This is a genomic window from Lysobacter enzymogenes (assembly GCF_017168095.1).
Classification (GTDB): domain Bacteria; phylum Pseudomonadota; class Gammaproteobacteria; order Xanthomonadales; family Xanthomonadaceae; genus Lysobacter; species Lysobacter enzymogenes_D.
Window position 1 is genome coordinate 1 of sequence record NZ_LXSD01000630.1, and the last position, 13,308, is coordinate 13,308.

Annotated in this window: 11 protein-coding genes; 5 read left to right on the forward strand and 6 right to left on the reverse strand. The window is 69.3% G+C overall.

Features of this window, described 5'->3' with window-relative positions; translation table 11 throughout:
• A partial coding sequence (locus A7A76_RS24365; RefSeq protein WP_206413743.1) for a hypothetical protein occupies window positions 1-182 on the forward strand: 182 nt, incomplete at its 5' end.
• Window positions 183-289: 107 nt separating this feature from the next.
• Here the strand turns inward: A7A76_RS24365 and A7A76_RS24370 are convergent.
• Window positions 290-1,225, reverse strand: a complete 936-nt coding sequence (locus A7A76_RS24370; RefSeq protein ID WP_241201169.1) for a lauroyl acyltransferase — start codon at window positions 1,223-1,225, stop codon at window positions 290-292.
• 130 nt (window positions 1,226-1,355) lie between these two features.
• Here A7A76_RS24370 and dtd point away from each other — a divergent pair, with 130 nt between their 5' ends.
• The 3 genes from dtd (at window position 1,356) to A7A76_RS24385 (ending at window position 4,388) form a co-directional block, all read left to right on the forward strand.
• Window positions 1,356-1,796 carry a D-aminoacyl-tRNA deacylase gene (gene dtd, locus A7A76_RS24375; protein ID WP_074870582.1) on the forward strand — a complete coding sequence of 147 codons (441 nt, stop codon included), beginning with the start codon at window positions 1,356-1,358 and terminating at the stop codon, window positions 1,794-1,796.
• A 95-nt stretch (window positions 1,797-1,891) separates the two neighbouring features.
• Window positions 1,892-3,757: an RNA polymerase sigma factor RpoD gene (gene rpoD / locus A7A76_RS24380; RefSeq protein ID WP_206413745.1), complete on the forward strand. Its 1,866-nt coding sequence runs from the start codon at window positions 1,892-1,894 to the stop codon at window positions 3,755-3,757.
• A gap of 196 nt (window positions 3,758-3,953) precedes the next feature.
• Window positions 3,954-4,388 carry a hypothetical protein gene (locus A7A76_RS24385; protein ID WP_206413746.1) on the forward strand — a complete coding sequence of 145 codons (435 nt, stop codon included), beginning with the start codon at window positions 3,954-3,956 and terminating at the stop codon, window positions 4,386-4,388.
• A 192-nt stretch (window positions 4,389-4,580) separates the two neighbouring features.
• Here the strand turns inward: A7A76_RS24385 and A7A76_RS24390 are convergent, their stop codons facing one another.
• The 4 genes from A7A76_RS24390 to A7A76_RS24405 are packed head-to-tail and all read right to left on the reverse strand — an operon-like array spanning window position 4,581 to window position 9,140.
• Window positions 4,581-5,795: an AGE family epimerase/isomerase gene (locus A7A76_RS24390; RefSeq protein WP_206413747.1), complete on the reverse strand. Its 1,215-nt coding sequence runs from the start codon at window positions 5,793-5,795 to the stop codon at window positions 4,581-4,583.
• The gene (locus A7A76_RS24395) at window positions 5,792-6,799 is read right to left on the reverse strand and encodes a carbohydrate kinase family protein (protein ID WP_206413748.1); all 1,008 of its coding nucleotides are present in this window, start codon (window positions 6,797-6,799) and stop codon (window positions 5,792-5,794) included. Before A7A76_RS24395 ends, A7A76_RS24390 begins: the two co-directional genes overlap by 4 nt.
• Window positions 6,799-8,097, reverse strand: coding sequence for a sugar MFS transporter (locus tag A7A76_RS24400; RefSeq protein WP_206413749.1), 1,299 nt, complete (start codon window positions 8,095-8,097; stop codon window positions 6,799-6,801). Before A7A76_RS24400 ends, A7A76_RS24395 begins: the two co-directional genes overlap by 1 nt.
• A complete protein-coding gene (locus A7A76_RS24405) occupies window positions 8,094-9,140 on the reverse strand; it encodes a LacI family DNA-binding transcriptional regulator (protein ID WP_206413750.1) in 1,047 nt (348 codons plus the stop codon). Before A7A76_RS24405 ends, A7A76_RS24400 begins: the two co-directional genes overlap by 4 nt.
• A gap of 261 nt (window positions 9,141-9,401) precedes the next feature.
• On the opposite strand from A7A76_RS24405, the gene A7A76_RS24410 reads away from it, so the two are divergent.
• Window positions 9,402-11,822 (forward strand): GH92 family glycosyl hydrolase, encoded by a 2,421-nt coding sequence (locus A7A76_RS24410; RefSeq protein ID WP_206413751.1) that lies wholly within the window; start codon window positions 9,402-9,404, stop codon window positions 11,820-11,822.
• Between the two features lie 48 nt (window positions 11,823-11,870).
• On the opposite strand, the gene A7A76_RS24415 is transcribed toward A7A76_RS24410, so the two are convergent.
• Window positions 11,871-13,031, reverse strand: coding sequence for an alginate lyase family protein (locus A7A76_RS24415; protein WP_206413752.1), 1,161 nt, complete (start codon window positions 13,029-13,031; stop codon window positions 11,871-11,873).
• Window positions 13,032-13,308: the final 277 nt, after the last annotated feature.

Consider the following 13,308-nt stretch of genomic DNA (forward strand, 5'->3'; position numbering starts at 1 on the left):
GCGGGGGCGGCGCGGAGGCGGCCGCCTGGGACGGCGGCGCGAGCGGGGGCTCGATCGCCGATTGCGGTTCGTGCGCGCCGGCCGCGTCGGCCGGCGGCGGCGAGGATGCGGCGGATTCGGATTCGGAGCCGGGCGGTGTGGGCGTCATCGTGCGGCCAGGGCGAGGTTCTTCCCGAGTGTAGCGAGGTGAGTGGCGCGTGGCCGGTTTGTGCGCGCTGCCGGGCTCGCTGCGCGCAAGCGGCGGCGTGCGCCGCTGCCGATGGGGACGCGCAGCCGCGGCGCCAGCGGCTCAGCGGCGGTCGGTTTCGATCGACCGATACGGATTGTCGCGCCCGTCGCCCGACGGCCGCAGCGTGTAGCGCTTGTAGGTCCACTGGTACTGCGCCGGATCGCGCCGGGCGATGCGCTCCACCGCCTGATTGAGCGCGGCGCAGGCGCGGCGCGGGTCGGGATCGGCGATGCCCTCGGGCGCGGCCTCGATGTGCAGGGCGAAGCCGGGCCCGTCGGGGTGCTGGTCGATGCGCTCGCAGTAGCAGAACAGCACCGCCGCGCCGGTGCGCTCGGCGAGCCGGCCGAGCAGGGTCATGGTCAACGCTTCGACCCCGAAGAACGGAGCGAATTCGCCGTCGCCGGCCTTGGGCTGCTGGTCGGGCAGGATTCCGACCACGCCGCCGGCGCTGAGCCGCTTCCACAACTGGCGCACCGCAGCGCCTTCCGCGCGGATCTGGGTCACCCGTTCGGCGTCGGTATCGGCGCGCACCAGGTTCAGGAAGGCCTCGCCGACCGCCGACTCCGGCGGCTTGTACAGGATCGCCAGCGGCGTGCGCTGGGCCAGCCACTGGTTCAGCAGTTCCCAGTTGCCGTAGTGCGGGGCGGCCACGATCAGGCCCTTGCCGGCGGCCAGCGCGGCGTCGAACAGCTCGGTGCCGTGGCGCTCGCGCAGCAGGCCCAGGTTCTCTGCGTGGGGGCGGGTCCACAGGCGCAGGGTCTCGACCGCCTGGCGCGCGGTGGTGCGCACGATCGCCTGCTGCCATTGCTCGCGCTGCGCCGGCAGCAGCTCCGGATAGGCCAGGGCGAGGTTGACCCGGGCCACCCGCGCCTCGCGCGCGTCGCGGCGCTGCCACACCGAGGCCACGGCCTCGCCCAGGCGCCGCTGCCACGGCCAGGGCAGGCGGCCGATCAGGCTGGCGAAAAAGTACAGCAGGCGGGCGGCGAACTGGGTCATGCCGGCGAGTGTAGCCGCGCGCGCCGCGCCGGCACCCGCGCGCGGCCGCGGCGAACGCGGGCGAACGCCGCCATTGCCGGCGCGTTGCCCGCAGTACACTGGCGATCCCTGAAATTGACGGTGCGACGGCATGCTGAGCTTGATCCAGCGGGTGACCCAGGCCAGCGTGACGGTCGACGGCGAGACGGTCGGGGCGATCGGCCCCGGCCTGCTGGCCCTGGTCGGGATCGAGCCCGACGACGGCGAGGCCCAGATCGCCCGGATGGCCGACCGGCTGCTCGGATACCGTGTATTCGCCGATGAGGCCGGCCGCATGAACCGCGGCCTGGCCGACACCGGCGGCGGGTTGTTGCTGGTCAGCCAATTCACCCTGGCGGCCGACACCCGCAGCGGCATGCGTCCGGGCTTCAGCACCGCGGCCGCGCCGGCGCTGGCTGAACCGCTATTCAACCGATTGCTCGAAACCTGCCGTCAACGTCATTCCGCGGGGGTGGAAACCGGCCGCTTCGGCGCCCATATGGTCGTCAGCCTGGTCAACGACGGCCCGGTCACCTTCCTCCTCCGGTCCTGACCCGACGCTCCTCCCCGCGGCCCCGCCCCGGCCGGGGGCGCCGGACCTGATATACTGGAGCGTTCCCTATCCTCACTAGCGCGGTGGCGCAGCCCATGGCCAACGAACGTCAGCCCCCTCCGTCCGATATCAAGCTCCTGATCTCCAAGGGCTTGGAGCAGGGCTATCTGACCTATGCCGAGGTCAACGATCACCTGCCCGACGATTTGGTCGACGCCGAACAGATCGAAGACATCATCGGCATGATCAACGGCATGGGCATCGAGGTGCACGAAGTTGCGCCCGATGCCGAAACGCTGTTGCTCGCCGACGGCAACACCGGTAACCGCGAAGTCGACGACACCGCGGCCGAAGAAGCCGCCGCGGCGCTGACCGCGCTCGACGGCGAAGGCGGCCGCACCACCGATCCCGTGCGCATGTACATGCGCGAGATGGGCACCGTCGAACTGCTGACCCGCGAAGGCGAAATCGCCATCGCCAAGCGCATCGAGGAGGGCCTGAACCAGGTCCAGGCCTCGCTCGCGCTGTACCCGGGCACGATCCAGCTGATCCTGGAAGACTACGAGCAGCACAAGGCCGGCAAGAAGCGCCTGGCCGAGATCGTGGTCGGCTTCAACGATCACCTCGACGAAGAACCCGAGCCCGCCGCGCCGCCGGCGCCGGTGGCCGACGATGCCGACGCCGAGTCCGACGAGGACGAGGACGAAGCCGCCGGCGGCGACGAAGAAGCCGAAGAGACCGTGTCCGGTCCCGACCCGGTCGAAGTCGCCGCGCGCATGGAAGCCATCGCCGACCTGCACGGCAAGTTCCTCAAGGCGCACGCCAAGTACGGCTCGGCGCACAAGAACGCGACCAAGCTGCGCGAGGACATCGCCGCGGTGTTCGTCACCCTGAAGCTGCCGCTGGCCCTGACCGACACGCTGATGCGCAACCTGCGCGAAGTGGTCGGCTCGATCAAGGACCACGAGCGCAAGATCCTCGACCTGGCCACCCGCGTGGCCAAGATGCCGCGCAAGGACTTCATCCGCGCCTGGGAAGGCAACCAGACCAATCTGGAATGGGTGGACGAGCTGCTCAAGCGCAAGCAGAAGTGGTCGTCGGGCCTGCGCGACGTCAAGGACCAGATCGTGGCCGAACAGCAGGCCACCATCGAAGTCGAGACGCGCTCGCTGCTGACCCTGGAAGAGCTCAAGGAAATCAGCCGCGCCGTCGCCTACGGCGAGGCCAAGGCGCGCAAGGCCAAGAAGGAGATGGTCGAGGCCAACCTGCGCTTGGTGATCTCTATCGCCAAGAAGTACACCAACCGCGGCCTGCAGTTCCTCGACCTGATCCAGGAAGGCAACATCGGCCTGATGAAGGCGGTGGACAAGTTCGAATTCCGCCGCGGCTTCAAGTTCTCGACCTACGCCACCTGGTGGATCCGCCAGGCCATCACCCGTTCGATCGCCGATCAGGCCCGCACCATCCGCATCCCGGTGCACATGATCGAAACGATCAACAAGCTCAACCGCATCAGCCGCCAGATGCTGCAGCAGTACGGCCGCGAAGCGACTCCGGAAGAGCTGGCGAAGGAAATGGACATGCCGGAGGACAAGATCCGGAAGGTCATGAAGATCGCCAAGGAGCCCATCTCGATGGAGACCCCGATCGGCGACGACGAGGACTCGCATCTGGGCGACTTCATCGAGGACACCAACGTGGAGTCCCCGGTGGAAGCGACCACCAACATCAACCTCTCCGAGACGGTCCGCGACGTGCTCGCCGGCCTGACCCCGCGCGAGGCCAAGGTGTTGCGCATGCGTTTCGGCATCGACATGAACACCGACCACACCCTCGAGGAAGTCGGCAAGCAGTTCGACGTGACCCGCGAGCGCATCCGCCAGATCGAAGCCAAGGCGCTGCGCAAGCTGCGTCATCCGAGCCGGTCGGAGCAGTTGCGCAGCTTCCTCGACATCGACTGATCCGTCGCCAGGACGCAACCCGAACAGGCCCCGCATCGCGGGGCCTGTTTCGTTTCGGCGGCCGGTGCGGGCGCTAAGATCGCAGTCGTCACCTGCACGGAAGGGCCGCGGCGATGGAACCGGACAGCCTGCGATGAGCGAGCCGCGCGAACCGCAGCCGCCGGTCGTCGATCCTTACCGCGCGCCGAAAGCGCCGTTGCGGGCGCCGGCGGCGGACGATGCGTCGATCCGTTTGTTCGGGCCGGCGTCGTTGGCGATCGCGGGCTTGTTCGGTACAGCCATCGCCGGCGGTATTCTGATCGCGCTCAACTATGCCGCGATGCGGCGTTATGCGGCGATGGCGGTGGCTGCGTTGATCGTCGGGCCGACGTTGTTCGGCCTGCTGACTTCGCTGGTCGCTTATTCGGCGGGGCCGCAGGATCCTGGTTGGCAGATCGCGTTGAATTTCGTCGCGCTGCAATCGGCGGCCGCGGCTGCGGTGGGCGACATGCTGCAAGGTCGGTTCGTGCGTGCGCGACTACGCGCCGGTCAAGCGCTCGCTTCGCGCTGGCTGGCGCTGATCGTCGCGATCGTATCGCTGCCGCTGGTGGCGGTGATCGGCTTGCCGATCGTCGCGGCGACGATGCGCTGAGTCCCGGCTCGGTATCGTTGCTGGCTCAGCCTTGGCGGCACTCTTGCCCGTCGGCAGGCGGCGCATGAACGCGCGCTGTTGCGCGCGCTACCTGTAGGAGCGGCGCAAGCCGCGACCGCGACACCGCACATACGACGCAAGCGCGGTGTCGCGGTCGCGGCTCGCGCCGCTCCTACAGGGGCTTCGGGCGGCTTACGGGGTGCGCAGCCAGCGGATCACTTCGTAGCACGCGCCCATGGTGTGGTAGTCGGTCTTGCCGGCCGGGCTCTTCTCGTCGCTGTACTTGCCGTTGCGGCGGTCGAGGATGCGGTACCACGCGCCGTAACGGTGATCGACCAGGTGCTGCCACGCATACGCCCACAGCTTGTCGTACCACTGCCAGTACAGATCCTCGCCGGTGCGCACGGCCAGCAGCGCCGCGGTCGCCAGCGATTCGGCCTGGACCCAGAAGTATTTGTCGTCGTCGCAGATCGAGCCGTCCGGCGCGAAGCCGTAGGCGAGGCCGCCGAACTCGTCGTCCCACGAGCGCGCCACCGCGGTGTCGAACAGATGGCGCGCGGTCGGCACCAGCCACGCCGGCGCGTCGCCGCGCGCGGACAGGTGGCGGTCGAGGATCAGCAGCAGCTTGGCCCATTCGGTCTGGTGGCCGGGCTGGAAGCCCCACGGCCGAAACAGGTGCTTGGGATCGTCGCGGTGGTAGTCCCAGTCGATGTTCCAGTCGCGGTCGTAGTGCTCCCACACCAGGCCGTCGGCCTGGGCCGCCTGGCGCTGGGTCATGTTGTGCGCGAGCGTCAACGCGCGTTCGAGATAGCGCGCGTCGTTCGACGCCTCGAACGCCGCCAGCATCGCCTCGCACATGTGCATGTTGGCGTTCTGGCCGCGGTAGCCGCTGAAGTTCCAGTCGGCGTCGGCTTCGTCGCGGTACAGGCCGAATTCGGGCTCCCAGAAGCGCGCTTCCAGCAGGTTCCAGGTTTCGTCCATCCACGCCGCGGCTTCGGCGATCCCGGCCTTGACGCCGCACGAGTACGCCAGCAGCACGAAGGCCACGCCGTAGCAATGGTTCATGCGGTCTTCGGGCTGGCCGTCGCGGATGGTCCAGGCATAGCCGCCGGTGCGCGCGTCGCGGTGGACGTCGCGCAGGTAGCGCAGGCCGTGGCGCGCGCGTTCGCGGTAGTCGTCGCGGCCGAATTGCACCGCCGCCATCGCGTAGTTGAAGACGAAGCGGGTCGAGCTGACCAAGTGTCGGTGCGAGGCGTCGTAGACCGCGCCGTCGTCGCGGAAGTAATGGAAGAAGCCGCCGTCGGCGTCCAGCGCGACCGGGTCGTAGAACGCCATCGTGTCGCGGATGTGCGCCAGCAGCGTGTCGGCGTCGCGGAAGTTCGGCAGCGGATCGGCGGGAAGGTTCATGCTTGTTCCTGCATCAGTCGTTCGACCTCGGCGGCGCTGGGCATGGCCGCGAACGCGCCGTGGCGGGTGGTGGCCAGCGCGCCGGCGGCGGCGGCGTAGCGCAGCGCGTCGGTCAGTTCGTCTTCGCGCTGGAGGAAATCGTTGAAGTTGGCCGCGTCGACGCCGAGCGCGATCAGCCGGCGCAGCAGGCCGCCGACGAAGGCGTCGCCGGCGCCGGTGGTGTCGCTGGGCGAGACCTTGAACGTCGCCACCGAGCCGCTGCGGGTGCGCGTATGCCAGCGGATCGGGGTGGCGCCGTCGGTGATCAGCACGCAGGTCGCGTAGCCGTGCCACAGCCGCTGCAGCGCGGCTTCCTCGCCGCCGAGGTGGCGGGCGAGGAATTCGAACTCGCTGCCGCACAGCTTGATCAGGTCGGCTTCCAGCAGCGCCGCCAGCAGCCGCGGCGCCGGATCGACGCCGGCCGGCCACAGCGACGGGCGCAGGTTCATGTCCATGCTCACCAGCGCGCCGGCCAGGCGCGCGCGGCGCATGCCGGCGAGCGTGGTCGCGGCGATGGCTTCCTCGGTGAGGCTGTTGGAGCAGACGTGGAACACGCCGGCGTCTTCGAAGCCGTCGACGCGGAAGTCGCCGTCGCGGAACAGCAGGTCGGCCGCGGGCGGGCGATAGAAGCTGAAGCTGCGTTCGCCGTCGCCGTCGAGCGACACGAACGCCAGCGCGGTCTTGGCTTCATCCGTGCGGCGCACGTCGCGCGTGTCCACGCCGTAGCCGTCGAGCTGCTCGGCGATGAAGTCGCCGAACATGTCGTGGCCGAGCATGCCGACGAAGCGCGCGTTCGCGCCCAGCCGCGCCGCGGCGACGGCGACGTTGGCCGGCGCGCCGCCGGCGTATTCGACGAAATGGCGCGGCTGGCCGGGCGCGCCGCCCGGGCGGGCGAGGAAGTCGATCAGCGCTTCGCCGAAGCAGACGATGGCGCCGTCGGCGGGCGAAGGGGATACGGCGGACATCAATGCATCACTCCCGAAGCTTGGGCGCTGGCGTGCTGGCCCTGGCCTTCGCGGATGCGCGAACCCGACAGGCCGTACCAGACGATGAAGGCGTAGCAGACCGCCGGAATCACGAACGAATGCTGGATGCCGATGCTGTCCGACAGCAGGCCCTGCAGCAAAGGCACCACCGCGCCGCCGACGATGGCCATGATCAGCAGGCTCGAGGCCTTGCTGGTCATCGGCCCGAGCCGTTCGATGGCGATGGTGAAGATGGTCGGGAACATCACCGAGTTGAACAGGCCGATCGACAGCACCGCCCACATCGCCAGCGAACCGCGCGTGGCCATGGTCAGCGCCAGCAGCGCGATCGCCACCACCGCGGCCAGCGCCAGCAGCTTGCGCGCATCGACGTAGCGCAGCAGCACCGCGCCGACGAAGCGGCCGACCATCGCGCCGCCCCAGTACAGGCCCAGGTACTTGCTGGCGGTGGCGTGGTCGAAGCCGGCGATCTGCGGCTCGGACAAATAGTTCACCAGGAAGCTGCCGATCGAGACCTCGGCGCCGACGTAGACGAAGATCGCGATCACGCCGAACAGCAGATGGCGCTGGCCGAGCACTTCGCCGAAGCTGTGGCGGGCCGGGTCGGCGCTCTCGGTGGCCTCGGTCAGCGGCGGGATGCGCATCGCGTAGACGAACACCGCCAGCAGCACCAGGCAGCCGGCGATGACCATGTACGGCACCTGCACCGCGGCGGCTTCGTGCGCGCGGTAGGCGGCCTGCTCGGCGACGCTCATCGCCTTGAGCTCGGCGGCGCCGAGCACCGCGGAGGACAGGATCAGCGGGCCGATGAAGGTCGGGAACACCGTGGTGCCCAGCGAGTTCAGCGCCTGCGCCAGGTTGAGCCGGCTCGGCGCGCCGGCCGGATCGCCGAGCAGGCTGATGTAGGGATTGGCCGACACCTGCAGCACGGTGATGCCGCTGGCGAGCACGAACAGCGCGCCCAGGAACAGCGGATACGAGGGAATGCGCGCGGCCGGGAAGAACATCGCCGCGCCGATCGCGGCGACGATCAGGCCGATCACGATGCTGTGCTTGTAGCCGAACTTCGCCACCACCCGGCTGGCCGGCAGCGACATCAGGAAATACGCGCCGAAGAACGTCGACTGGATCAGCATCGACTGGGCGTAGTTCATGTTGAACACGGCCTTGAGATGCGGGATCAGCACGTCGTTGAGGCTGGTCAGGCCGCCCCAGGTGAAGAAGATCGTGGTCACCACCGCCAGCGCGGCGGTGTAGGACATGACGCGACGGCTCATGCGGACTCTCCGGACAAGTGCACCTCGCTGCTGCTGCGGGCCTGCAGGCGCACCGGGGCGATGGTGTGGGCGCGCGGCATGGCCGGTTCGCGCAGGCGCTTGAGGATCAGCTCGGCGGCCTGGCGGCCGCGCGCGCGCGGATCCACCGCGATGGTGGTCAGCGGCGGCGAGGCCACCGCGGCTTCGGGAATGTCGTCGAAGCCGACCACGGCGAAGTCGGCGCCGGCGCGGCGTCCGCGCGCGACCAGGCCGGCCATCAGGCCGAGCGCGACCGCGTCGTTGTAGCAGACCGCCGCGGTCGGCGCGGGATCGCGCACGAACAGCGCGCCGGTCTGCTGCGCCGCTTCCAGGCGCGTGGGCGCGCACTCGACCAGCCACTGCGGTTCCGGCTCGATCCCGGCCTCGGCCAGCGCCTCGCGATAGCCCTGGCGGCGCTGCCGGCACGAGGACGAATCGCGGTGGCCGCCGAAGAAGGCGATGCGGCGATGGCCGCGGTCGAGCAGGTGGCGGGTGGCCAGGCGCGCGCCGTGGGTGTTGTCCAGGGCGAGGAAGTCCCAGCTGGTGCCGTCGAGCTCGCGGTTGAACACCAGCACCGGCGTGCGCTCGCCGACCTGCGCGCGCACCCGCGCGCCGTCGCTGCCTTCGGCCGGCGAGAGGATGATCCCGGCCGGGTCGTGCTCCATCAGCGAGTTGAGCACCGCCTGCTGTCGCTCCACCGATTCGTTGGTGCTGCCCAGCAGGGTGACGAAGCCGGCGGTGGCCAGCCATTCGTCCACGCCCGCGGCGAATTCGGCGAAGAACGGGTTGGACAGGTCGTTGATGACCAGGGCCACGCCGGTGGACACCTTGCGCCGCAGATTGGCCGCGCCGCGGTGATAGACGTAGCCTTGGCGCTTGAGCTCGGCCTCGACCCGGGCGCGGGTGTCGGCGTGGACCAGCGGGCTGCCGCGCAGCACCAGCGAGACGGTCGCGCGCGACAGGCCGCAGGCGCGGGCGATATCGGCCAGGGTGACCCGGCCTCGGGGGGCGGGCGCGTCGTTCATCTTGGGCACCTCGCGGTGGATGGTCGGGCGGGACTCATGGGCCGGGTTCGGGTGGAAGGAAGGCTTTTGGATCGTTCTAAATGCCGCCATCCTGCGGCCTGGGCCCCGTCGCTGCATTCTGCAATGCAGCATGAACGGGTTCCGGGCGCGTGCTAGCTTGCCGATATTTAGAACGATCTAAAAGTGGCGGCCCGTCCCCGGGGCGGCCGCCGTTGCGAACCTGTTCCTAATCCCGATCACGAATCAGACGGAGTACTGCGGATGGCCCGGCCGATCCAGTCCCGAACGACCCAGCTCACAGCGACCCAGCCCCAGCCCGATCCGTCCGGCCGCTGGCCCGGCGCCGCCATCCTCGCCTTGCTGGCCGCGGTGTTCGCCGTCCCGACCGCGCTGGCCGCGCCCGTCGGCGGCGCCGACGCCGGCCGCCGCGCCTTCGAAGCGGTCGACCCGTTCATCGGCACCGGCGGCGAAGGCCACACCTTCCCGGGCGCCACGGTCCCGTTCGGCATGATCCAGCTCAGCCCGGACACCGAAATCAAGCCGCGCAAGGAAGCCTACGGCTGGGCCGCCGGCTACCGCCACGGCGATCCGACCATCGTCGGCTTCTCCCACACCCACTTCTCCGGCACCGGCCATTCCGACCTCGGCGACGTGCTGGTGATGCCGATCGCCGGCGAGGTCAAGCTCGAGCGCGGCGATTCGAAAACGCCGCGCAGCGGTTACCGCTCGGCGTTCCGCCACGACGACGAAGTCGCCCAGCCGGGCTACTACGCCGTCACCCTCGACGACTACAAGATCCGCGCCGAGCTGACCGCCAGCGAGCGCGTCGGCGTGCACCGCTACCGTTACCCGAGCGGGCGGGCCGCGCATGTGCTGATCGACCTGCGCACCAGCCTGTACGACTACCCCGGCAAGGTGCTGTGGTCGCGGGTGCGGCTGCGCGCCGACGGCACCGTGACAGGTTTCCGCGAAACCCGCGGCTGGGCGCCGGGCCGGCAGCTGTACTTCGCCATGCGCTTCTCGCGGCCGGTGACCGGGCACGCTTTCCACGACACCGAGGCCGACGTGCTCTACAAGGGCTTCGCGCCGCCGGGCGAGAAAGACCCGGGCCAGCGCGCGCAGATCGAAGGCCGCCAGCTCGTCGCCAGCCTCGACTTCAAGGACGCGCCGGGCCAGGAGCTGATCGTCAAGGTCGCGATCTCGCCGGTCAGCGAAGACAGCGCCATCGCCAACCTCGACGCCGAAGTGCCCGGCTTCGACTTCGACCGCGTGCGCGCGCAGGCGCGCGAACGCTGGAGCGACGCACTGTCGGCGATCGACGCCGAAGGCGACGAGGCCGCGCGCAAGAGCTTCTACACCGCGCTCTACCACACGCTGATGGGCCCGAGCCTGTTCATGGACAGCGACGGCCGTTATCGCGGCCCGGACAACGCGGTGCACGAGGCCAAGGGTTTCCGCTACCACTCCACGTTCTCGCTGTGGGACACCTACCGCGCGCTGCACCCGCTGCTGACCCTGGTGCAACCGGAACAGCGCAACAACGATTTCGTCAATTCGCTGCTGGCTTCGCGCAAGCACAGCCCGTACGGGATCCTGCCGGTGTGGGCGTTCCACGGCCAGGAGACGTGGTGCATGATCGGCTACCACGCCGTGCCGGTGATCGCCGATGCCTACCTGAAAGGCATTCGCGGCTACGACGCGAACGAAGCGCTGCAGGCGATGGTCGCCAGCGCCGACTACGGACCCTACGACGGCATCGCCCAGTACAAGGAACTGGGCTACGTGCCGATCGACGAGGAAGGCGAAGCCGCGTCGAAGACCCTGGAATACGCGTTCGACGACTGGACCATCGCGCGCATGGCCGGGGCGATGGGGCGCAAGGACATCGCCGCGAGATTCGAGAAGCGAGCCGGGAACTGGCGCCATGCATTCGACGCGTCGAGTGGCTTCATGCGCGCGCGCAAGCGCGACGGCAGCTTCCGCGAACCTTTCGACCCCAGCGCCAGCGGCTACGGCACCGACTACACCGAAGGCAACGCCTGGCAGTACTCGTGGTACGTGCCGCAGGACGTGGCCGGTCTCGCCGCCGCGCACGGCGGCGCCGACAGGCTGATCGCGCGACTCGACCAGGTGTTCGAGGCCAAGGTCGATCCGAAGATCTTCGCCCACATGGAAGACATCACCGGTTTGATCGGCTGGTACGCGCACGGCAACGAGCCCAGCCATCATGTCGCGTATCTGTACGGCTACGCCGGCCAGCCCTGGCGCACCCAGGAGCGGCTCAAGCAGATCATGGCCAGCCAGTACGCGCCGCGTCCCGACGGCCTGGCCGGCAACGACGACCTCGGCCAGATGTCGGTCTGGTACGTGTTCACCGCGCTGGGCTTCTATCCGGTGGCGCCGGCCAGCAACGAATACATCATCGGCCGTCCGTTCCTGCCGAAGGCCACGCTCAACCTGCCCAACGGCAAGCGCTTCACAGTGATCGCCGAGGGCCTGGATGAGGCGCACAGCTACATCGGCAGCGCCACGCTCAACGGCCGGCCGCTGGAGCGCGCGTTCCTGCGCCACGAGGAAATCGTCGCCGGCGGCGAGCTGCGCTTCGTCATGCAGGCGCAGCCCAATCGCGAATGGGCCAGCCATCCGAAGCAGTTGCCTTACTCGATGAGCAAGGCGCGATGAAAACCGCGCGCAGGCCGCAGCGATGCGGCCTGCGCGCGCTGCGCCGGCTTAGAAATCGTCGCGGCCGTGCGTCGCCGCCGACCAGCCGATGAACTCCGCGGCATTGCCGTCCGGTCGGCCGCGCTTGGTCGCGTTCTGGAAATTCGCAATCGGCGTGCCGCGATTCATGTAGCCGTTGACCGCGATCTCGCTGTAGCCCGGATACAGCCCGTTCGAGCGGCAATCGCGCACGCCCTCGCCGTACAGGATCGACTTGGCCATGTACTCCAGCCCGCGCGAGAACCGCGGCTGCGCCTCGTTGCCGACCTTGAACAGCCACACGCTGGTGTCGCCCTGGATCGTCGCCATCTCCGCCGCCTGGGCGATGCCGGCCAGCGAATACTGCGGATGGTGGCAATCGCGCGCGGCCAGTTCCTGCACTTCGCCGCTGCTGTAGACGATCAGCGGAATCAGCTGCTTCATCCGGTTGAGCCCGGCGTTGTAGCGAGTGGCGTCGTCCTGATAGACGCCGGTGGCCATCGTCGCCAGCGCGCCGGACACGCCCCAGTTGTTGGTGCGCGCCGAGGCCTGGTTGGCGTAAGCGTAGAGTCGGTTGAGATAGCTATTGAAGCGATCCTGCGAGGCCTGCGGCCAACCCGCCGCGCCGCCGTCGTGATGGCGCAGGATCTCCGCCGCGCTGGCCCACACCGGCAATCCCCACGCCGCCTCCAGCCATGCCTGCGGCGCATCGGTGCCCGGCGCCAGGGTGAAGCCGGTGAACTTCGCCGACCACGCATCGATGATCTGGATCGCCTTGTCGCGATTGCGCGTATCGCCGCTGACCGCCCAACGCAGCGCGTTCAAGTACACCGCGAACCCATCGTTCTTCCAGCGTCCCTCCTGCGGCCCGCCCGCCGCGCGCACCACCTCCACCGTCGCCAGCGCCTGATGCGCGTAGGTGTGCGAACCGCGGCTGTCCTGCAGCAGGCGGTCGTAGCCGGTCTTCATCGCGCTGCTGTTGCCCGATTGCACCGCGGCGCGTATCGAGGCGAGGCGATTCTGGGTCATCAGCAGACCCGGGTGCTTGAACGGCGGCACGGCCGCGGCGGCTGCGTCGTAACCCGCAGCCGATGCGGTGGCGGACGGCTCGGCGGCGTAGCTGGAACCCGCGGCGGCGATCAGCAACGCCAGCGGCATCGTGCGGAAACGGAACTGGGCAATGCGCGACATGGAAACCTCGTTCGATGGGTGAGGCGATACCGGACACCGCCGGCAACGGCGGCGCGCCCGGATCGCGGCCCCCCTCGAATGCGCCGAACGCAGCGGCGTCGCCGCCGCGCCCGGCAGCGCCGCTCGATCGCGGCGCCAGCGCGCATCTGTCGTGCGCATCGAGGCCATGCTGCCCGAGTCGGCCGCGCGAAAGTGCGACTGGCGCTGGGCAAGTCGGCGGGCGGGAATCGTATAAAAGCGAGGGAATTCGCAGTTCGGCGAGCCGCGGCCCGGCGCC

Bases quoted from the DNA above. Each gene is read 5' to 3' on its own strand.
- A7A76_RS24400 (WP_206413749.1), bottom strand. From the start codon at position 8,097: ATGAGCCGTCGCGTCATGTCCTACACCGCCGCGCTGGCGGTGGTGACC.
- rpoD (WP_206413745.1), top strand. From the start codon at position 1,892: ATGGCCAACGAACGTCAGCCCCCTCCGTCCGATATCAAGCTCCTGATC.
- dtd (WP_074870582.1), top strand. From the start codon at position 1,356: ATGCTGAGCTTGATCCAGCGGGTGACCCAGGCCAGCGTGACGGTCGAC.
- A7A76_RS24410 (WP_206413751.1), top strand. From the start codon at position 9,402: ATGGCCCGGCCGATCCAGTCCCGAACGACCCAGCTCACAGCGACCCAG.
- A7A76_RS24390 (WP_206413747.1), bottom strand. From the start codon at position 5,795: ATGAACCTTCCCGCCGATCCGCTGCCGAACTTCCGCGACGCCGACACG.
- A7A76_RS24370 (WP_241201169.1), bottom strand. From the start codon at position 1,225: ATGACCCAGTTCGCCGCCCGCCTGCTGTACTTTTTCGCCAGCCTGATC.
- A7A76_RS24395 (WP_206413748.1), bottom strand. From the start codon at position 6,799: ATGTCCGCCGTATCCCCTTCGCCCGCCGACGGCGCCATCGTCTGCTTC.
- A7A76_RS24405 (WP_206413750.1), bottom strand. From the start codon at position 9,140: ATGAACGACGCGCCCGCCCCCCGAGGCCGGGTCACCCTGGCCGATATC.
- A7A76_RS24415 (WP_206413752.1), bottom strand. From the start codon at position 13,031: ATGTCGCGCATTGCCCAGTTCCGTTTCCGCACGATGCCGCTGGCGTTG.